This window comes from Vibrio sp. AH4 (assembly GCF_030710545.1).
Lineage (GTDB): Bacteria > Pseudomonadota > Gammaproteobacteria > Enterobacterales > Vibrionaceae > Vibrio > Vibrio metoecus.
This window is the reverse complement of the sequence record NZ_JALAIV010000003.1, coordinates 492,345-511,668: the sequence shown is the minus strand read 5'-3', so window position 1 is coordinate 511,668 and position 19,324 is coordinate 492,345. Positions and strand designations below refer to the sequence as shown.

The window sequence follows — 19,324 nt, the reverse complement described above, 5'->3', positions numbered from 1 at the left end:
ACGCATTACTCGCTAACAGATTCAAAACCAAAGCCTTGCAAAATTTGTTGTGCTTGGGCTGAGCGGAAATACTTCACCAACTCAGCACTTGCGGCTTTATCGTTAAGTTGTGCCAGTGGATAACGAATCGCTTGATGTGACTGCGCCGAGAAAGTCGTCACGATCGTGACTTTGTCACTGAGCATCGCATCGGTTTTATAGACAATCCCAAGGGGAGATTCACCACGTTCCACCAACGCCAGAGCCAAACGCACGTTATTGGTTTGCGCAAGGCGTGATTCCAGTGGCGACCATACTCCGGCATGTTGCAAAGCTTGCTTGGCATAAATACCCGCAGGTACGGCATCGACTTGTGCCACCGCCAATCGTGAGTCCGCTAATGCCGCTTGCCATGCTGATAGATTTTGCACATCAAATGCTTCAATAGGCTGCGTAGAAGGACGAATCAAGACCAAACTGTTTGCCGCAAGCGTTGTGACGTTTTGTGCCTTGACCAAAGACTTTTCAACCAAATAATTCGCCCACTCTTCATTGGCGGAGATAAACAGGTCAGCTGGTGCGCCCGCTTCAATTTGGCGAGCCAAAGAAGAAGAACCACCGTACACCGTCACCAACTTAACATCATGCTGCTGTTGATAGGCTTCGACCAAGGCATTGACCGCATTGGTCATCGACGATGCCGCATAAATGTGCAGTGTCTCTTTTGCGCTCACAACCTGCACGTTAAAAGCGATACACAGCACTAACAAGATTCGTTTGAACATGTGAATTTTCCTTATAAGTCTGGCCACAAGAGTTTGAGATCGAGGTGCTCTTCAATCGCATCGGCGATACGGTCAATCGCCCGCTCTTGTACTGCTCTGTGGTCATACTGTTCGATTTCGACAGCGCCTGCCCATTGGCAAACACGCAGCGCGGTTTCAGGGCGGTCAAAAATACCATGTAAATAGGTACCAAAGAGTTGATTGCAGTCACTGACTAACCCATCGACACAACCATCACTGAGCAAAATCGGACTTTTTTGATCTTCAGTCCAAGTCGAACGCCCAGCATGGATCTCATAACCTTGCGCGATAACTTCTTGTCCATCGAGCATTAAAGTGCCTTGCACATTGGTGAGACGCTTTTCTGCGGTGAGCTCAGTTTCCATCGCAAATAGACCCAGCCCTTCGCAGCTTCCGGCTTCACCTTCAATACCAAGCGGATCATGTACCCATTCTCCAAGCATTTGGAAACCGCCACAAATGCCCATGACTTTGCCACCCAAGCGCATGTGACGAAGGAGCTCTTTATCCCATCCTTGAGAACGTAAATAAGCGAGATCCGCTCGCGTTGATTTAGTACCGGGGAGAATGATCAGATCCGCTCCCGAAAGTGATTCACCCTGCCCGACATAACGAAAATCGATATTAGGATTCAGTCGCAGCGGGTCAAAATCGGTGTGATTGCTGATTCGGGTAAACACGGGGACTGCAACACGCAGTTGGTGATCCGCCGAAAGTGTTTGATGTGCTGAAATCGCATCTTCCGCTTCCAGATCAAACCCGTGCAGGTAAGGCAATACGCCAATCACAGGCTTCCCCGTTTTCTGCTCTAACCAGTCTAGTCCAGATTGCAGCAACGCAATATCACCGCGGAAACGGTTAACCACAAAGCCTTTGACTCGTGCCTGCTCAGACTCTGAAAGCAAAGCCAACGTGCCATATAAATGGGCAAACACGCCACCGCGGTCAATATCTGCCACAATAATCACCGGAACATCAGCCTTTTCTGCAAAGCCCATATTGGCAATGTCATTGGCACGTAAGTTGATTTCGGCAGGGCTACCCGCCCCTTCAATCATGATCGCTTCGTAGTCGTTTTGTAGATGCAGGAAGGAATCCATCACGGTATCCATCGCGACTTTTTTATAGTCATGATAAGCGTTAGCTTCCATGTTGGATAATGCACGTCCTTGCAAAATCACTTGTGCACCCGTATCGGAATTGGGTTTGAGCAATACCGGATTCATGTGCACGCTTGGGGCAATACCGCATGCCTGTGCTTGTACGGCTTGCGCACGGCCAATTTCCCCACCGTCAGGGGTTACCGCGCTGTTCAACGCCATATTCTGGGGCTTAAACGGGGCTACCTTGATGCCACGGCGAGCCAATACACGGCACAGCCCCACAACCAAAACACTTTTGCCAGCATCTGAAGTGGTGCCTTGTACCATCAAGGCTTGTGATGTCGAAATCATGTCAACTTAACTCTCTGAATTTGGCGACATAATAAGTGCTGAACCCAGCTCACTCAACAAAATGAACCGAATATTAATCGTCACCTCAGTATTGGTTCAAATCCGATCGCGTTTAATAGCCACATCAAGACAACAAAGAGTCTCACTACGAGACAACTTCATTAAAAAGGAAAAACTATGAAACGTACTATTATCGCTCTGACTTCTGCTCTGATCCTAGCTCCTGCTATCACTATGGCTGCTGATAATTCTCAGCACATCAAATTTATTGGCGATAACCAAACACAAACCGGTGTGCAATTCCAAGGTCCTGTGGAAGTGGTGAAAGTGCAATCTCTGCTGGATTCATCAAACCCTTTCATGGAGCAAAAAGTAGTAGTGGAAGGCAACTTGGTTCGCCAACTGCGTAAGGACACTTATATGTTTTCTGATGGTAGCAATGAAATTCAAGTTGAGTTGGATGATGACATTCACCTGAATACAACCCTAACTCCAGAAACCAAAGTGCGCCTATTCGGTGAATTTGAAAACGGCCGCACACCTGAAATCGAAGTCGATCATATCGAACTGCTGTAATTTCAGACGCTGATCATCAATAGCGATGCCTTGCGCATCGCTATTGATTTTCCTTTTGAAACACGTCATGACCTCTCTTGAACACCTCTGAGATCCCTTTTTCTGGCGTAAAATCCCCCAATAAGTCCTCAATTGGAATAAATGGCCTGTAATTTGCTTCCTATTACGGTATCTTTGCCACCTATTTGATTGCTTGCGGACAACGTCACATGCTTAACAAACAACACCTTTCCTTGCTACTCGGCTTAGCACTTTCAGCGCCCGCGATGGCCAACAACTTTAACTACAACTTTCTTGAGTTCAGAACCGCAATGAACCCAGAGTCTGGTGGCGTCGAGTACAGCACTTACTTTACCGATAATTCACACTTTATTGCACGCATCGACTCTCAACTGGATAGTGATTGGGATATTGCAGGTGGGATTGGTTTTAATGGTCCAGTGAATCAATTTGCCGATGTGTATGGGCAAATGTTGGTGCACAACATCCGTATGCCGAAAGAGTTAGGCGGAGCAAAAGAGACCGAGCTTGAATTCAACCTCGGCGGCCGTGTTTGGCTAACCAACCAAGTAGAAGGCCATGCGCGCATCGGTCGCTTGGGAGATCACTCGGTTTTCATGGCTGGGATTCGCTTTCATTCAACGGATCAGTTGTCACTCACGGCAGAAACTCGTAATGCTGGCGTTTGGGGCCCACAAATCGGTATGGGCGTACGTTTTCAGTTTTAATGCTCAACCGTTTTGTCGCCAAGTTGAGACAACACTCAGCTTGGCCTCATCCTATCCGTCAACTTAGTGTAAGAATGCAGAACAAGAAGTAGCAAATACCCAGCTTTCAGGTGTATAACTTTGCCAATAATAAAAAACCTCTAAGAGTTTGATATGGCAGTCGGTTCCAATGACCTCAATAAACTGGCGTTACTGTTAAAGCCCGGCATGCGAGTCTCAGCTGAAATTCAATTCGGACCTCAAGACAACTACGCGTTCCACACCACTCTTATTGGCCACAAGATCGATCAACACATTATTTTGGATTTTCCACTCAAGGCTCATGAAGCCTTAGTGATGCGCAAACTCAACAATGTGCAAATTGTGCTGCGCGGTATGTGTGATACTGAATTGGGGCATATTCTGGCGTTTCAAAGCTCGATTTTACAAGCCAACACCAAACCTTTCTGTATTTTGTTTTTACGCCCGCCTAAACATTTTGCCACCAAGGCCATTCGTAGCCATGAACGCTACAAAATTGCTATTCCTGCAGAGCTCAGTGAAGGCGATAAAACTTACATCGGGATGCTGGTTGATTTTTCCGCTTCTGGCTGCGGAGTGTTTATTGAGGGTGAAAATGAATTAAACAAGGGTTCCAAGGTTCGGATCAACAGTGAACTGGATTCGTATCTACCCAAACGGATCAAAAGTCATATCGTCAATATTCGCCGTCAAGGCAACGGGCATCTGATCGGTATCCAATTCGATCAACCAATTAGCTTAACGGAAACTCTCAAAAAACAGGTTTTAGAGCAAGCCTTTCTCGCCGGCTCAATTTGAGCTTCTCTGATTCAGATGCTGGTTTTTGAAATGCTCTAACGCTTTATGTAAGGTTTGTTCTTTAAGTGGCTTAACCAAAACATATTCCGCCCCTGCGTGGAAAAAGGCTTGTCGAGTCTCCTCTAAACCATCGGCAGTACAGGCATACACCACCGTCGGTAAATGCAACACCTGTTTGATGGTCCTCGTGGTTTCCACACCGTCCAGATAAGGCAACTGATTATCCATCAACACTAAGTCGTAGCGATGCAATTTCAACTCTTCAATGGCTTGCAAACCATCGGTAACCCAACTCACATCCAGACCATATTTTCGACAGAAGGCTTGTGCAATAAAAGCATTCGTATGGTTATCTTCAACCAATAACACTCGCAGAGGTTTATCAAATAAGCGATGAAGATCAGGCAACAACAATGGAGGTTGCGCCGGCTCGACCACTTCTACCAACTCGATAGGTAGCTGGATCTCAAAACGGGTGCCGACACCATATTCTGAGCTGACATGCAGCTGTCCACTGAGCATTTCCACCAAACTATGCACAATGGTTAACCCCAAACCACTGCCGCCATATTCACGCGTGGTGGTTGATTCCGCCTGCATAAAAGGTTCAAAAATCACCGCCAGATCTTGCTCACGAATACCAATTCCCGTATCAATCACTTGAATCACTAATTGTGCCAGTGGATCACCCACCATCAATTCCAGTTCAACTCGCACTGAGCCTTGGTGGGTAAACTTGATCGCGTTGTTGAGTAAGTTAAATAAGATCTGATTGATGCGAATTTGGTCACTACGTACCATCGTTGAGCGGGTAATATTCGAATTGACGATCAGTTGTAGCCCTTTGTCATTGCAGAGTGGACGATAAATTCGGTCAATAGCACACACTAGCTCTTGGAGAGGAAACTCATTTTTTTGAATGCGGAATTTACCTTGCTCTAAACGAGAAAAATCCAAAATATCATTCAGCACCGCAAGCAGATGTTCGCCACTGCTGCACAAGACGGCGACATGTTCACGCTGCTCATCCGTCAATGATGTGCGTTTAAGCAGCTGCGAAACCCCTAAAACTCCATTCAGTGGCGTACGTAACTCATGGCTCATCTTCGCCAAAAATTCGGCCCTGACTCTCGCAGATTCTTCAGCCTCTCGGCGGGCAACTTGGCTCTGTTTTTCGGCTTCCGCTATCGAAGTTACATCCTGACCTTGGGTGATAACAGAAATAATTTGCCCTTCCACCATAATCGGGGAGAGGTTCCAGCGATACACTCGTCCATCAACTTCCGTCGTCACTTCACTGGGATTTTTACCTTGTGCAACGTAGGTAATCATCGGTAACAGCTGTTTTTCAAGAATCTCAAACAAGAAGTGGTTTTGAGCATCTTCACGTAAAAACTGAATTTGTGCAGAGGGATTCATGCGAATCAAACGCCCCGCGGTATTCCACAGCATGGTGGGTGATAATGCAAAGTTAAAGAGATCTTCAAACTGCTTTTCTTTATTCGCTAAACGGCGAAATGACTGTTCGAGAGTTCGCCCAAAATAATCGAACTCGTAAATTTTTGACCCCGCAAATTGGCTCTTCGTATCCAAATCCATCAATTTGTGGGTGTAATTCATTAAGGTTTCAATTTCGGCCTGAATACGTTTTTGTAACCACCAACGAGAAGCCATTGAAACGCCGATCATCGTCACCAATGCAAACGCCATCCAAAAATAGAAGTTATCACGTAAAGTCAGTACGTTTTGGTTAGTTTGGATAGAATAAACACACAGATACGTTGGTACGTTTTCTACTTCTAAAAAAGTTTGCCCAACAATGAAGCTATCACGCATCGCATCTTTGGCACTATGCACGACATAATCTAGCGAGTAGGGTTCGTTCCCTTTTAAGGTGGAAACCAGTGGCGTGCTGTCTACCGCCAGCACGAGATTTTCGGAATTACTGCCACTGCGAATGGTCTCCACCAGGGCAAAATTGTCATTCAAGACCACGCCGACATAGAGATACCCCATCACATGTCCGGTAACGGATTCAATCAAAGAGGAGCGACGAACCAAAACATAAAGCGATTTACCATCACTCGGCATTTGAACTAAATGCCAGTTACCGCTGATCGCAACTTTACGGATCAACTTATTCAGCTCTTGCGCGGCAATCCCGTAGAAAGAGGCATTACCGTCATCCCACAAAATCGTATCGTTACTGGAAATAAAACGCAGATCAGGGGAATTAGACAATTCGAGCTCATCAACACTCGAAAAAAACTCATCCAACTGGCTAGCTTGGCGGCTGTCTAGCGCCCGAATTAAGCTGGCATTTTTGGCGGTACTGTCTTGATGAATCTTGAGTGCAGCAAGCCGAAAATCAAATAGGCTTTGAATTAAGCTGGAAGTTTGAACAGAGGTACGCTGCCCTTCTTGAGCCATTAAACGACTGCTGATCTGATAGCTTTGAAATAAAACACTGACGATCAAAATCCCCATTGCGATAACGACAGCATGCGTAATGAAGGAGGCAATGCGTTGTTTGTGCTTTATTTGGCTAGGTCGAATGTTCAAACACGTAATCCTCTTTTCCCTAGCGATCTGAATAACGGAACGCGCGGGCTTTCAATGCTTCAACGTGTTTGGCGGAGTCTTGTTGAGTCACGATTTCAAAATCTCCGGAATATACCAAAGGCACCATTTTGCCTTCCAGATCCCATTTAATCGCTTCCGCCATGGCCACTCCCGTATCATCGTTCATACGCATCACGGTCATATTGAGTTCGCCATTGGCCAACGCCTCCAACTCCGCAGAGCCCCCACCCCAACCATTGAGTAGAATATCCTGCCGCCCCAGTTCTTTTAACGCTTGAGCTGCGCCCAAAGCAATGTCTGTGGCACACGCATAAATAAACCCAATTTCTGGGTTGTTCTTGACTATGTTCAAGGTCGCCTCATACCCACTTTGCTCGGTCGCCTTAGTGTAATAAGAAGAGGCGAGCTGAAAACGCTGCGCTTCATTCATTTCTTGAATGAACGTATCTCCGCGCGCTTCGCTGATATAGCCCTCAGAGAAATACAGGATCGAGTATGGTTTGCTCGGAGCCATCGCTTGGTAGTGTTTCGCTAATTGCAGCGCCCCTAACTCATGGTCGAAACCGATATACATCATGGGCTGTCGGCCTTGCCAATCTTTCACTGGCGTCGTGATGTTTTGTAATATCAATTTAGTTTGCGATGACTGTAGTACGTGCTCAATAAACTTGCGATGACGCGTCGTATCTAGTGTAAAGATCAGATAATCGCTTTTGTTTTTGAGTGCTTCCATCAATGAAACACTTTGTTGGCGAGTATCGAGATTAGGGCGAGTAAAGACTTGATTAATTTGGTAGCGAATCCCGAGTTCATCCATCCTTTTTTCAAAAGCTTTGATGTTCCGAACCCAATAGTCCGAGATTTGTTGCCCTGGATAAACAACAGAAATCACCACGGGTTGTTTTTGCTCAATACCAAGAGGGATCGGTTTATCTCGAACCGTTTTCGCCAGTTGATCCGTCAACTGATGTTGTTCGGGGAACTCCGCGAGAAACTCATCGTAATGCCAATAACCTTTGAGTGAATCGGCGTAACCTTCTGCACTGAAGAGTGCTGCTGTTAAAAGCAGCGAGAACATTAGCTTTTTTTTCATAGCTTCCTCACGAGCTTTCTTCCCCCTCTGACCACGAATGGCACCAATAAGCTCGGTGACGGTTCATAAATAAAAGGTGAACTTTTTGCCCTGAGTGGGAAATCGATGTTACTGATTATTAAGCATCATGGAGGTAATTCATAGTGCAGGTGTGGGAAAAATGGATTCTCACACCTGCAACTGCTCACTTATTCAGCAAATCATCCTCAGAATGTAAAGGCGATATTCGCAGAAAGCCCAAATTGGTTATCCCCGGCATAAGAACCTGCAAAATCAAGATTCACAAAGTCTCCGGGACTGATACCCAAACCAACAGAAACCGAATTAGCTAACGAGTTTTGCAAATCCACTTCATACCCTGCTCGTAGCTGCGCCCAGTTCCAAGCATTCCCTTCAATCCCGAAACGCATAAACTGTGTATCGTCATTATCACCGTTAAATCGACGCTGTTTAGTCACATCAAGATCAATGGCCGCAACGAAAAAATTGCTCACATAGCTGGCAGATACCGTTACTTGGGTATCGAGCTTGTAGGTGTTGTTTTTATTCATGGTTTGGATATCTTTGGCAAACAGATCTTTCGCCACCACCCCCAAACGATACTGATCTAGCAACCAAACCGCACCCATATCCAAGTTAAAAGAGTTATCTTTTACTTCACTCTGATCATAGTTATCTAATTCAAATGCTTTGACGGAGACATTCTGTTGATAGGTTCTGAGTTGCTGCACTTTGGGCGTGACCCCTAATGCCACCGTTTGTCCCGCCAGAACCACTTGCTTGGCAATAGCAATACCCACTTCGGTATAACCAAACGCCGTTAAATCCACATCCGAGTTCTCATAACGGCTTTGCACATCGTTAGCGGTATTGCCGGTTTTATCTGCCACATTGGCTTTGCCAATCACTTCAGCATAACCGCGGGTGAAAAAATTCAGTGATACCGCATCCATCGGTAAGGCAACCGCCAGACCAATACCGGCTGTCACCGCCAACGGTTTATCATCCGCAAGATCATCAAGATAGCGATTGAGCTGATCAATATTATCTTGAGTTGCCGCTCCCGCGCCAAGGCGTTCAAACTGATTAATTGAATCTTGTAAATCGTCAATCGTCGTCAGTGAACTGTCTTTGTCCTCGGCTCTGACCCCAATCGTAGGAATCAACACGCCAAAAGAATCTTTTTTCCGATAAACCGCGCTCAGCGCTGGGTTGTAATAAGGAGCAAGCAGGTAGTCTGCCGTAGAAACGCCTGTATTTCCCATGCCTGCACCACGGGCATCCATCACTAAATTGGTGGCGAACGCCGTTGATGAGGCTGCCATAGCAATGGCCACTGCTAGAGTTGTTTTTATCTGAATATTCATTCCTTTACCAACCTATTTTTGGTGATTCCATAAACAAGGTTAATACAAGAATGAGGTTTGCCAAGTAGACCAGGCGATCCTGTTCACTAATTTGGAACAATTACCTGAAAATGATGTCACTTTGTTCGATGTAAGCACAACCAGAAACTAATGCCTCTTTCTGCGCTTTAGAGAGTGTTTTGATTCGGCATTCGAGTTTGAGTGCGGCGCTTTTTCCCTCCGCAACAGGGAGTGTCCAAACCAACGTCAGTGGCCCTTTACCACGTAACGCTTTCGCGCCGCTGCCCTTTTGATGTTGGGCAAAGCGGCGTGATACATCGGTAGTGATGCCACAATAGAGTGCGTTGTTAGCACAACGCACCAAATAAACAAACCAAGGTGAAAGCAATTCTGTCGACGTTTCCATTAGCCTAAATGCAGTTCAATCAGTGCGCGTAGTTCTGCCACTTCTTCACGCAGTGCTGCCACTTCTTGCTCTAATTCTGCTAGCTGAGAGGATGCCACGTTTTCGTTTTCCGAACTCGACGCAAAAGCACTCATATCAACATCACCGCAAAACAGATGGTGATAACGTGACTCACGTTTGCCCGGTTCACGGGGTAACTTCACCACTAAGGCTCCAGAATCGCGGTTGGCCAAACGGTCTAACACCGCTTCGGTTTCTTTCACGTCGCTAAAGTTACACAAGCGATTAGTGCGGGTGCGCAGCTCACCCGGTGTTTGTGCTCCACGCAGCAATAAGCAGCAAACCAAACCTAACTCTTGTTCATTGAGCTTCAAATCACCAAATTCTGTATTGCAGAACCGATGCTGATATTTGCTGGTGCGGCTATTAAAGCTGCTTTCGTCGCTAACTAAACGACGGGCAATCAGCGCCTCCACCGTATCTTGTACTTCCGCTTCACTGAGGTTGAGTACCGGTTCACGATTGCTCTTTTGATTGCATGCCGTCGTCAGGCTATTCAGCGTCAGTGGGTAATGGTCAGGGGTCGTGACTTCTTTTTCAATCAAACAGCCAATTACGCGGGCTTCGAGTGGGGAGAGTTGAATATTCATCGTGCTGTCCTTCTGCTGGCGGGCGAACCCGCAGTCGGTATTTAGTGCTCGGTTAACAGGGGTAACCGAACCAACTTGCCATCCTCGTCAATCATGACAATTTTGGCGCGGTTTAATTCAATTTCGGTCAACTCAAGCTCATGACGCTCTTGCACATAAGCTTCACGCAACTTTACTGCAGTCGCGTCAGGCTCAGTTTGCACCGGCGGCTGGGGAACCAAAATCTCAGAAATACGCATGGTTGCTCATCATGTCTTCATGAATGGCGCACATGATATAGCGCATTTTTTCTTATGTACAATCGACTAGCGCACTGAGTGGCGATAAATTGGCCAAGTTAAGCCGCATATTGATCTTAAGTCTGTTATGAAAAGAATTGTTGTGTTTTAATCTTCGCAGTTGCATTAAAAGTAGGAAAAGGAACCTATGAACAGCGTATTTGAAATTGTGAGCTTGGCTCGTCGCAAAAATAAACTTCAACGCGAACTCGATGATAACGAGAAAAAAGTTCGTGATAACCGTAAGCGTGTTGAACTGTTGGTTAACCTGTTGGACTACATCAAGCCAAACATGAGCCACGAAGAGATTCTTGGCATCATCAAAAACATGAAGTCTGACTATGAAGATCGTGTCGATGACCACATCATCAAGAGCGCGGAAATTTCTAAAGAGCGCCGTGACATCAGCCGCCGTATCAAAGATTTGACTGAGCACGATAAGCAGATGACTCAAGGCAAGAAAGCCTAATGATTTAAGACCCACCGCAAGGTGGGTTTTCTTTTTTGATTCGATCTATCCCGAAACTAACCTCTCTATCAATCGATGAATGCGAAAACTGAACGTGATCGACATTAAACGTTTGCGTAATCGCTAACCTTCTCCGAACAAAATTACGAGCCTTTCATCACATATTTTCCATTGCTATAGTGGTGGTAGTGAATCAACTGGATGCCCCAGCAAGCGCAACATTGACTAAAATAGCGATACAGCGGCATCTTTTCTTGAGGGTTTGAGCCTGTATATTCAGCCTTAAACTTACCAAGATAACCATTCGAGGCATGGAGCTTCCTCACTACTCTCACGATGAGAGGATTGGTACGACACTGACACTGTCCACACTTTATAGAGGGTCAAATAATGGAAATGAGTATGGTTGAAATTTTGGGGTACGCGGCATCAATTATGGTGGCGGTATCGTTAACCATGAAGGACATCGTAAGACTGCGTGTACTAAATTTTATTGGTTGTGCACTGTTTACCGCATACGGTCTGATGATTGATGCTTGGCCTGTAGTGGTCACCAACGGTTTTATTGCCTGCGTCAACGTCTACTTCTTGGTGAAAATGCAGCAGGAAAAAAAGCCTGACGCGTCTTCGAGCGCGGCTTAATTCCCCCAGACGAAAAAATAATGCCCGGTTTACCCGGGCATTATTTTTGTCAAGAAGGCGACTTCTACTCTTCTTCGTTATGCAGCTCAGCCCATGCTTGGGCGCATTTCACCGCACGTTTCCAACCTTTGTAGCGACGTTGACGTTTCTCTTCATCATGGTGTGGTGCAAAGCTACGATCGATTTCCGCTTTGCCTTGCAGCTCTTCCAAACCATCCCAGAAACCAACAGCCAGACCGGCCAGATACGCGGCACCTAATGCGGTCACTTCCGTGACTTTCGGACGATGCACTTCGGTATCAAGCACATCGGCTTGGAACTGCATGAGGAAGTTATTCGCCACCGCACCACCATCGACGCGCAGCGCAGAAAGCTTGATGCCGGAATCCGCTTGCATCGCATCCAACACATCACGTGTTTGGTAAGCGATACTTTCCAGCGTTGCGCGAATAATGTGGTTAGAGTTCACACCACGAGTTAAGCCGACAATCGTGCCACGCGCATACGCATCCCAATATGGAGCGCCTAAGCCAGTGAAGGCTGGCACTACATACACACCATTTGAGGTATCCACTTTGGTGGCGAAGTATTCTGAGTCGCGAGCATCGGAAATCAGTTTCAGTTCATCACGCAGCCATTGAATAGATGCACCGCCCATAAACACCGCACCTTCCAGTGCATAAGCGGGTTCACCGCGTGGGCCACACGCTAGCGTGGTCAGCAAACCGTTGTTCGAGGTCACTTTTTCTTGTCCCGTGTTCATCAACAAGAAGCAACCCGTGCCGTAGGTGTTTTTCGCTTGTCCCGCTTGCACACACATTTGGCCGTACAGCGCCGCTTGTTGGTCACCGGCAATACCGGCGATAGGAATACGTGTACCGCCTTTACCACCAATGTTGGTTTGGCCATACACTTCCGACGATTTTTTCACTTCCGGCATCATGGAAAGCGGAATATTGAATTCGGCGAGAATTTTTTCATCCCACTGTAACGTGTTGATGTTGAACAGCATGGTACGTGATGCGTTGGTATAGTCCGTCACATGCACACGACCTTGGGTCATTTTCCATACTAGCCAAGTATCAACGGTTCCGAACAATAGTTCACCTGCCTCGGCTTGTTCACGCGCCCCTTCTACGTTATCCAAAATCCATTTAATTTTGGTGCCTGAGAAGTAAGGGTCGAGCACCAAACCGGTGTTTTCACGAATATAACTTTCTAATCCACGTGCTTTTAGCTCTTCACAAATTGCCGCGGTACGGCGACATTGCCAAACAATCGCGTTGTAGACAGGCTTACCTGTTTCTTTATTCCACACCACTGTGGTTTCACGTTGGTTGGTGATCCCAATCGCCGCCACTTGATCACTGCGGATGCCCGCTTTCCCTAACGCTTCAACCAGAGTTGAACTTTGGGTTGCATAAATTTCTAGCGGATCGTGTTCTACCCACCCAGCTTCTGGGTAGATTTGAGTAAATTCACGCTGAGAAACGCTCACGATGTTCGCATCGTGATCCAATACCACAGCACGAGAACTGGTTGTGCCTTGATCGAGAGCGACGATGTATTTTTGCTCAGTCATGTTCTATTCCTTATAGTTTCACGTTCTTGCTTAAAAGGTTCTTTTCTGATTTTTTACGTGTTATACGTGGGCTTCTTTGGCGTCTTCTTCACTATCGCATTGATTAGGGATAGTACAACCTGTACCCGTTTTTGGCAGATAAACCGCGATAAACTTCGGATATGCCCACGCGCCAAAACATGCACCCAAAATCGGAGCCACAATCGGTACGATGAAATAAGGGATCTCTTTTGCGCCAGTCAGGGCATAATCCCATCCCGCGAAGTAGGCAAACAGTTTAGGGCCGAAATCACGCGCAGGGTTCATGGCAAAGCCCGTCAATGGGCCTAATGAGCCACCAATCACCGCAATCAAAATACCGATTAACAAGGGGTTCATCGCATTGCGATGCGCGCCATTGTTTTCATCACCCAACGCCAAAATCGCGAACATCAGTACCGCTGTAATGGTGAACTCAACGGCCATGGCTCCCATAAAAGAGAGAGAAGCATGCGGATAAGTTGAGAAGATCCCCGCAGTCGCTAAGGCTTCTTGGCTGCTACGTACAAAATTGTGGGCGATTTCGTAGTCGGTAAAAAGGTTGCTGTACAAGCTGTAGACCAGTGCCGCAGCACAAAACGCACCAGCCACTTGCGAAACGATGTAAGGTAATACTTTCGCTTTATCAAAACCGTGGAAAGCGGCCAGAGCGATAGTGACGGCAGGGTTAATGTGCGCGCCAGAAACCCCAGCCGTACAATAAATGGCAATCGATACGCCAAAACCCCAGACAATGCTGATTTCCCACTGTCCGAATTGAGCACCTGCTAAAACGAGTGCGGCCACGCAGCCGACGCCGAAGAAAATCAGTAATCCTGTACCGATAAACTCGGCGATACACTGCCCGAGCAGAGTATGTTGCTTTGTTTGGTTCATAGTTCAGAGTCCTTTTTGTTATCTTGCTACCAGAGCCGTATCGAACAGCCATCCACACCCGTTATACTTAGAAAGTCAGCATAAATATCTGCAGTCTCACTATTTTTCGGTTTATATTGTGGTCGCCGCCTACACCCGTCGGCTCTAATCGCATCATGAAATAGCCGTTATTGGATGAACAATCTCACTGTTCGCGGTGAATCTGGCACAAAAATATCACCTCGAAAACAAACGACCGCAATTAATGAGTGTTCGAGCACAATTATGTTATTAACAAATTCGTTTTTTGTTAAACAACGCATCTTTTTTCTCTCTCTTCTCCGGTGTCTGAAAATGGCTAATCTTTTGGTTTAGCAATCACTAAATCATGAGTGCAAGCCAGATTCAACGCACGATCGCGCTAAAAAATCGACAGATATTCCCTTATTAAGTCACGAACATATTCACTCAAACGAACATTAAATGTGTCATATATGTTACAAACAGTGTTAATCATCAATAAGTGAATCGCATAAAATTACGCCACTGAAAGGTTCCATCCACTTCTATCCGCCATTTAATGCTCGTTCGCGCTTTTGTGAGCAAAACAACGAACATGAAATGAAAATAATGGCACACTAACCGTATGTGTTTTGATTGCATAAGGTTGAGCTCATGACGGCTTATCAAAGAATGGAAACCGACGTGGTCATCATTGGCGGCGGCGCAACAGGAACTGGAATCTTGCGCGACTGCGCATTGCGCGGATTGCGCTGTATTCTGGTTGAAAAAGATGACATTGCCGCGGGCACCACAGGTCGCAATCATGGTTTGCTGCACTCCGGCGCTCGTTACGCGGTCACTGACTCTGAATCAGCACGCGAGTGTATCCAAGAGAACAAAATTCTGAAATCCATCGCGCGCCACTGCGTTGAAGCCACCGATGGTTTGTTTATCACTCTGCCAGAAGATGATTTAGGCTTTCAGGAGTCGTTTATTCACGCCTGCAGTGATGCAGGGATTGAAACGCAGCGCTTAACACCTAAAGAAGCCTTGTTACTTGAGCCGAATGTCAACCCTGCTTTGATTGGCGCGGTGAAAGTGCCTGACGGTACGCTCGACCCTTTTCGCCTGTGTGCGGCCAATGTGCTGGATGCCAAAGAACATGGCGCGCGAATGTTTAACCGCACTATTGTGACCCAGTTGATCCGTGAGGGAGATACCGTGCTTGGCGTGCGTTGCCAGCATTTAGGCAGTGGCGCTAAGTTTGATATTTTCGCCCAGCAAGTGATTAATGCGGCAGGTATTTGGGGACAAAACATCTGCGAATACGCGGACCTCAATATCAAGATGTTCCCAGCCAAAGGCTCGCTGCTGATCTTGGATTACCGCATTAATAATCTGGTGATTAACCGCTGCCGTAAGCCATCGGATGCGGACATTTTGGTTCCCGGCGATACCATTTCGCTGATTGGCACCACTTCCGAACACATTGATTATGACCAGATCGATAATCTGCATGTCACTGAACGAGAAGTGGATATTTTGCTCGCCGAGGGCGCCAAACTTGCCCCGATCATGGCCAACACTCGTGTATTGCGCGCGTATGCGGGCGTTCGTCCACTGGTCGCGGTGGATGATGATGGCAGTGGCCGCAATATCAGTCGTGGCATTGTTTTGCTGGATCACGAGCAGCGTGACGGCTTGAAAGGCTTCACCACCATTACCGGTGGCAAACTGATGACTTATCGTTTGATGGCCGAGTGGGCCACCGATCTGGTCGCCAAAAAACTTGGCAATACCCAAAGTTGCCAAACGCACCTGCGCCCTTTACCAGGATCTCAGCAAGCGCCAAAAGCACTCAAAAAAACTGCCAGTATCGCCAAACCGGTTTATGAATCCGCCATTTATCGCCACGGTGAGCGTGCTGCGAGCTTTTTAGCCAACGATGCGAAAAGCCAAGCGGTGATCTGCGAGTGCGAAATGGTCACCGCCGGTGAAATCGAATACGCCATCAAGCAGTTGGATGTGAATAATTTGGTCGACCTACGACGCCGTACTCGTTTGGGTATGGGGCCTTGTCAGGGTGAGCTGTGTAGCTATCGCGCAGCCAGTCTGTTTAGTGAATACGGGCAAGTTTCGGGTTGCCAATCGAGCCACTTATTGGTCGATTTTCTGGAAGAGCGCTGGAAAGGCATCAAACCGATTTTCTGGGGCGATGCGCTACGCGAAGCAGAATTTAGCTACTGGATTTACGAAGGCTTGCTCGGTGCAAGCGATTTACCTTCCTTCGACTCAGCCACGGAGAAACAACAATGATGCATTATGATGTGGCCGTCATCGGTGGCGGAATTGCCGGATACAGCGCCGCCCTGCGCGCACTGCAAGCCGGAAAAAAAGTGGTGTTAATCAACCAAGGGCAAAGTGCGCTGCATTTTTCTTCCGGCTCGATTGATGTGCTTGGCCGTTTGCCGGATGGCAGCGTAGTGAATCAGCCGTTTGACGCACTTTCAGCTTTACAACGGCAAGCACCAGAGCACCCTTACAGCAAAGTCGGACGCAAAAACAGCGAAAAAGGTTTGATGTGGTTCAAACGTACTTTAGACAGTGCACACGTCCCTTTGCACCACGAACCCGATGGGGCCAACCACTGGCGTATTACCCCACTTGGCACTCTAAAAAATACTTGGCTGTCGCAGCCTTTTGTTTACCCTTATCGCGGCAATGCCGACTTTTCACGCATTATGATTGTTGCGATTGACGGCTATCGCGATTTTCAACCTGCGATGCTGCGCGATAACCTCGCTCAGCGCCCTGAGCTTGCTAACACGCCGATGCTCACAGTGAATGTTTCTATCCCCGGCTTTGAAGGGTTCAGACGTAATCCTAACGAGCTGCGCTCGATTGATATTGCCCGTTTGCTGCGCCAAGAATCGGCGTGGAATTCATTGTGCGATCAGCTGATGCGCGTTGCGCGTCCTGATGATCTGGTGATCATGCCTGCCATCATGGGCAACGGTGATGGTTTGCATTTGATGAGCAAACTCCAACAGGTAACCCAACTGCGCTTTCATGAAGTGCCGACTATGCCCCCATCACTGCTCGGGATCCGCATTGAAGAAGCGCTGCATCGTAGTTTCATCCAAGGTGGCGGCGTGCAACTCAAGGGAGACAAAGTGATTGGTGGCGATTTTGCAGGCTCTCGCCTCACTGCTATTCATACTCAAAATCTGCGCGATTTCCCAATCAGTGCTGAGCACTATGTGATGGCGACCGGCAGTTACTTCAGCCAAGGATTACAAGCCTCACAACATGCGATTCAAGAGCCGACCTTTGCGCTGGACGTCCAGCAAAACCCTGACCGCGCTCAGTGGCGACATGCCCAATTTATCGCCGCACAATCACACCCGTTTATGACTTTCGGCGTCACTACCGATGCCAATTTGCATCCGTCACGCCAAGGAAAAACCATTGACAATCTATGGTGTTGCGGCGCAATGCTCAGTGGGTACGACCCCGTGTTTGAAGGCTGTGGCGGAGGCGTAGCGATTGCGACCGCTTATCATGCCGTAGAACAGATCCTTGCGACTTATGCGCAACCCAAACAACCGGAGGTGCTGCTATGAACCATGCCTTTATTCACTCTGCACCGCAAAATACCACCTTTGATCAATGCATCAAATGCACGGTGTGCACTGTGTATTGCCCCGTTGCCAAAGCCAACCCAAACTATCCCGGCCCCAAACAGTGTGGCCCAGATGGTGAGCGTTTACGGATCAAAAGTGCCGAATATTATGATGACGCGCTCAAGCTGTGCACCAACTGTAAACGCTGTGAAACCGCCTGCCCTTCAGGCGTTAAAATTGGCGATATGATCGCCGTGGCGCGTGGCAAATACGGCAAAAAACCGCTTAACCCTAAATTGGTGCGCGACTTTGTGCTCAGCCACACCGACTTATTTGGCTCGATCGCCACACCGTTTGCGCCACTCGTCAACGCCGCAACCTCGTTGCCATTGGTGAAAAAGCTGATGCACAAAACCATTGGCGTGCATGACCATAAAACCTTGCCCAAATATTCGCACGGCACCTTCCGCCGCTGGTTTAAACAGAACTGTACCAGCCAGCCGCTCTACCAAAGACAAGTAGCTTATTTCCATGGTTGCTACGTTAACTATAACCATCCGCAACTGGGCAAAGACTTTGTGCGAGTGATGAACGCGATGAACATTGGTGTGCGTTTGCTTGATAGCGAAAAATGTTGCGGTGTGCCCCTGATCGCCAACGGTTTTCACAACAAAGCGCGTAAAAACGCGCTGCACAACGTCAAACACCTTACGGCTATGGTCAATGATTACCATGCGCCGGTGCTTTCCACCTCTTCCACCTGCTCGTTTACCTTGCAGCAAGAATACCCGCATGTGTTAGGGGTAGATAACAGCCAAGTGGTAAATCAAATTCATTATGTGACGCGTTTTCTGCTCAAAGAGTTTATGAGCGGTAACGCGCCGAAGATGAAACCCGTCCACAAAAAAGTGGTGTATCACACCCCTTGCCATTTAGAGCGCAGTGGTAATGTGATGTTTACGATTGAGCTACTGAAAATGATCCCCGGCTTAGAGCTGGTGGTGCTCGACAGTGAGTGTTGTGGCCTAGCCGGAACCTATGGTTTTAAAGAAGAGAACTACGAGGTATCGAAGAAAATTGGTTCGCATCTGTTTGATGCGATTCAAACCTCTGATGCCGATTATGCGGTGACCGATTGTGAAACCTGTAAGTGGCAAATCGAAGAAAACGCGCACTTGGAAACCATTCATCCAGTAAGTTTACTGGCGATGGCGCTAATCGATGAGCCTCGTGCTTGAGCGTGAATAGCCACTTCCTACTTGAAGCCAAAAGCTGGACGGAAATATTAAACAATCACCACTGCTGAAAGCCGTGGTTTAGGGAGGGCAGTAAATAGGGCAAGTAAAACTTGCCCTATTCTTATTCCAACATT

18 protein-coding genes are annotated in these 19,324 nt (G+C 47.4%); 8 read left to right on the top strand and 10 right to left on the bottom strand.

All coding sequences use genetic code 11. The features are described from left to right. Positions 1–5 precede the first annotated feature (5 nt). Both modA and MKA69_RS15365 read right to left on the bottom strand, forming a co-directional pair. Positions 6–764: a molybdate ABC transporter substrate-binding protein gene (gene modA, locus MKA69_RS15370; RefSeq protein ID WP_055031910.1), complete on the bottom strand. Its 759-nt coding sequence runs from the start codon at positions 762–764 to the stop codon at positions 6–8. Between the two features lie 11 nt (positions 765–775). Continuing rightward, the gene (locus MKA69_RS15365; RefSeq protein ID WP_305848419.1) at positions 776–2,239 is read right to left on the bottom strand and encodes a cobyric acid synthase; all 1,464 of its coding nucleotides are present in this window, start codon (positions 2,237–2,239) and stop codon (positions 776–778) included. Between the two features lie 177 nt (positions 2,240–2,416). Between MKA69_RS15365 and MKA69_RS15360 the strand changes: the two genes are divergently transcribed. The 3 genes from MKA69_RS15360 to MKA69_RS15350 all read left to right on the top strand — a co-directional run bounded on the left by MKA69_RS15360 (position 2,417) and on the right by MKA69_RS15350 (position 4,362). After that, positions 2,417–2,815, top strand: coding sequence for a YgiW/YdeI family stress tolerance OB fold protein (locus MKA69_RS15360; RefSeq protein ID WP_258463511.1), 399 nt, complete (start codon positions 2,417–2,419; stop codon positions 2,813–2,815). A 209-nt stretch (positions 2,816–3,024) separates the two neighbouring features. Continuing rightward, positions 3,025–3,543, top strand: a complete 519-nt coding sequence (locus MKA69_RS15355; protein WP_055029468.1) for a hypothetical protein — start codon at positions 3,025–3,027, stop codon at positions 3,541–3,543. 153 nt (positions 3,544–3,696) lie between these two features. Beyond that, on the top strand, positions 3,697–4,362 hold the full coding sequence (locus MKA69_RS15350; RefSeq protein WP_000268205.1) for a PilZ domain-containing protein: 666 nt from the start codon (positions 3,697–3,699) through the stop codon (positions 4,360–4,362). On the opposite strand, the gene luxQ is transcribed toward MKA69_RS15350, so the two are convergent. From luxQ to MKA69_RS15320, 6 genes are all read right to left on the bottom strand, one after another. Further along, a complete protein-coding gene (gene luxQ / locus MKA69_RS15345) occupies positions 4,354–6,924 on the bottom strand; it encodes a quorum-sensing autoinducer 2 sensor kinase/phosphatase LuxQ (protein ID WP_055065238.1) in 2,571 nt (856 codons plus the stop codon). The two genes, MKA69_RS15350 and luxQ, sit on opposite strands and share 9 nt — an antisense overlap. Positions 6,925–6,943: 19 nt before the next feature. Beyond that, positions 6,944–8,038, bottom strand: coding sequence for an autoinducer 2-binding periplasmic protein LuxP (locus MKA69_RS15340; RefSeq protein ID WP_305848418.1), 1,095 nt, complete (start codon positions 8,036–8,038; stop codon positions 6,944–6,946). A gap of 206 nt (positions 8,039–8,244) precedes the next feature. Further along, on the bottom strand, positions 8,245–9,405 hold the full coding sequence (traF, locus tag MKA69_RS15335; protein WP_095468917.1) for a conjugal transfer protein TraF: 1,161 nt from the start codon (positions 9,403–9,405) through the stop codon (positions 8,245–8,247). Positions 9,406–9,505: 100 nt separating this feature from the next. Next, positions 9,506–9,811 (bottom strand): GIY-YIG nuclease family protein, encoded by a 306-nt coding sequence (locus MKA69_RS15330; protein ID WP_305848417.1) that lies wholly within the window; start codon positions 9,809–9,811, stop codon positions 9,506–9,508. Then, positions 9,811–10,461 (bottom strand): YceH family protein, encoded by a 651-nt coding sequence (locus MKA69_RS15325; RefSeq protein ID WP_055029463.1) that lies wholly within the window; start codon positions 10,459–10,461, stop codon positions 9,811–9,813. Before MKA69_RS15325 ends, MKA69_RS15330 begins: the two co-directional genes overlap by 1 nt. 41 nt (positions 10,462–10,502) lie before the next feature. Next, positions 10,503–10,700, bottom strand: a complete 198-nt coding sequence (locus MKA69_RS15320) for a hypothetical protein (protein WP_001222790.1) — start codon at positions 10,698–10,700, stop codon at positions 10,503–10,505. 187 nt (positions 10,701–10,887) lie between these two features. Between MKA69_RS15320 and MKA69_RS15315 the strand changes: the two genes are divergently transcribed. Then, positions 10,888–11,208, top strand: coding sequence for a DUF496 family protein (locus tag MKA69_RS15315; protein WP_001089529.1), 321 nt, complete (start codon positions 10,888–10,890; stop codon positions 11,206–11,208). Positions 11,209–11,598: 390 nt separating this feature from the next. Beyond that, complete coding sequence (locus MKA69_RS15310; RefSeq protein WP_009355552.1) at positions 11,599–11,850, top strand: YgjV family protein; 252 nt, start codon at positions 11,599–11,601, stop codon at positions 11,848–11,850. Positions 11,851–11,914: 64 nt separating this feature from the next. Here the strand turns inward: MKA69_RS15310 and glpK are convergent, their stop codons facing one another. Continuing rightward, positions 11,915–13,432: a glycerol kinase GlpK gene (gene glpK / locus MKA69_RS15305; protein ID WP_304573015.1), complete on the bottom strand. Its 1,518-nt coding sequence runs from the start codon at positions 13,430–13,432 to the stop codon at positions 11,915–11,917. Between the two features lie 60 nt (positions 13,433–13,492). Next, a complete protein-coding gene (locus tag MKA69_RS15300; RefSeq protein WP_305848416.1) occupies positions 13,493–14,347 on the bottom strand; it encodes an MIP/aquaporin family protein in 855 nt (284 codons plus the stop codon). Between the two features lie 654 nt (positions 14,348–15,001). On the opposite strand from MKA69_RS15300, the gene glpA reads away from it, so the two are divergent. The 3 genes from glpA to glpC are packed head-to-tail and all read left to right on the top strand — an operon-like array spanning position 15,002 to position 19,190. Then, on the top strand, positions 15,002–16,645 hold the full coding sequence (glpA, locus tag MKA69_RS15295; protein ID WP_000128108.1) for an anaerobic glycerol-3-phosphate dehydrogenase subunit A: 1,644 nt from the start codon (positions 15,002–15,004) through the stop codon (positions 16,643–16,645). Then, positions 16,642–17,952, top strand: coding sequence for a glycerol-3-phosphate dehydrogenase subunit GlpB (gene glpB / locus MKA69_RS15290; protein WP_053034407.1), 1,311 nt, complete (start codon positions 16,642–16,644; stop codon positions 17,950–17,952). The genes glpA and glpB overlap by 4 nt, the downstream gene beginning before the upstream one ends. After that, complete coding sequence (glpC, locus tag MKA69_RS15285; RefSeq protein WP_053034408.1) at positions 17,949–19,190, top strand: anaerobic glycerol-3-phosphate dehydrogenase subunit GlpC; 1,242 nt, start codon at positions 17,949–17,951, stop codon at positions 19,188–19,190. Before glpB ends, glpC begins: the two co-directional genes overlap by 4 nt. Positions 19,191–19,324: the final 134 nt, after the last annotated feature.

What these genes read in the sequence shown, in the direction of transcription:
- modA (WP_055031910.1), bottom strand. Translation starts at nt 764, where the DNA reads ATGTTCAAACGAATCTTGTTAGTGCTGTGTATCGCTTTTAACGTGCAG.
- MKA69_RS15365 (WP_305848419.1), bottom strand. Translation starts at nt 2,239, where the DNA reads ATGATTTCGACATCACAAGCCTTGATGGTACAAGGCACCACTTCAGAT.
- MKA69_RS15360 (WP_258463511.1), top strand. Translation starts at nt 2,417, where the DNA reads ATGAAACGTACTATTATCGCTCTGACTTCTGCTCTGATCCTAGCTCCT.
- MKA69_RS15355 (WP_055029468.1), top strand. Translation starts at nt 3,025, where the DNA reads ATGCTTAACAAACAACACCTTTCCTTGCTACTCGGCTTAGCACTTTCA.
- MKA69_RS15350 (WP_000268205.1), top strand. Translation starts at nt 3,697, where the DNA reads ATGGCAGTCGGTTCCAATGACCTCAATAAACTGGCGTTACTGTTAAAG.
- MKA69_RS15340 (WP_305848418.1), bottom strand. Translation starts at nt 8,038, where the DNA reads ATGAAAAAAAAGCTAATGTTCTCGCTGCTTTTAACAGCAGCACTCTTC.
- traF (WP_095468917.1), bottom strand. Translation starts at nt 9,405, where the DNA reads ATGAATATTCAGATAAAAACAACTCTAGCAGTGGCCATTGCTATGGCA.
- MKA69_RS15330 (WP_305848417.1), bottom strand. Translation starts at nt 9,811, where the DNA reads ATGGAAACGTCGACAGAATTGCTTTCACCTTGGTTTGTTTATTTGGTG.
- MKA69_RS15325 (WP_055029463.1), bottom strand. Translation starts at nt 10,461, where the DNA reads ATGAATATTCAACTCTCCCCACTCGAAGCCCGCGTAATTGGCTGTTTG.
- MKA69_RS15320 (WP_001222790.1), bottom strand. Translation starts at nt 10,700, where the DNA reads ATGCGTATTTCTGAGATTTTGGTTCCCCAGCCGCCGGTGCAAACTGAG.
- MKA69_RS15315 (WP_001089529.1), top strand. Translation starts at nt 10,888, where the DNA reads ATGAACAGCGTATTTGAAATTGTGAGCTTGGCTCGTCGCAAAAATAAA.
- MKA69_RS15310 (WP_009355552.1), top strand. Translation starts at nt 11,599, where the DNA reads ATGGAAATGAGTATGGTTGAAATTTTGGGGTACGCGGCATCAATTATG.
- glpK (WP_304573015.1), bottom strand. Translation starts at nt 13,432, where the DNA reads ATGACTGAGCAAAAATACATCGTCGCTCTCGATCAAGGCACAACCAGT.
- MKA69_RS15300 (WP_305848416.1), bottom strand. Translation starts at nt 14,347, where the DNA reads ATGAACCAAACAAAGCAACATACTCTGCTCGGGCAGTGTATCGCCGAG.
- glpA (WP_000128108.1), top strand. Translation starts at nt 15,002, where the DNA reads ATGACGGCTTATCAAAGAATGGAAACCGACGTGGTCATCATTGGCGGC.
- glpB (WP_053034407.1), top strand. Translation starts at nt 16,642, where the DNA reads ATGATGCATTATGATGTGGCCGTCATCGGTGGCGGAATTGCCGGATAC.
- glpC (WP_053034408.1), top strand. Translation starts at nt 17,949, where the DNA reads ATGAACCATGCCTTTATTCACTCTGCACCGCAAAATACCACCTTTGAT.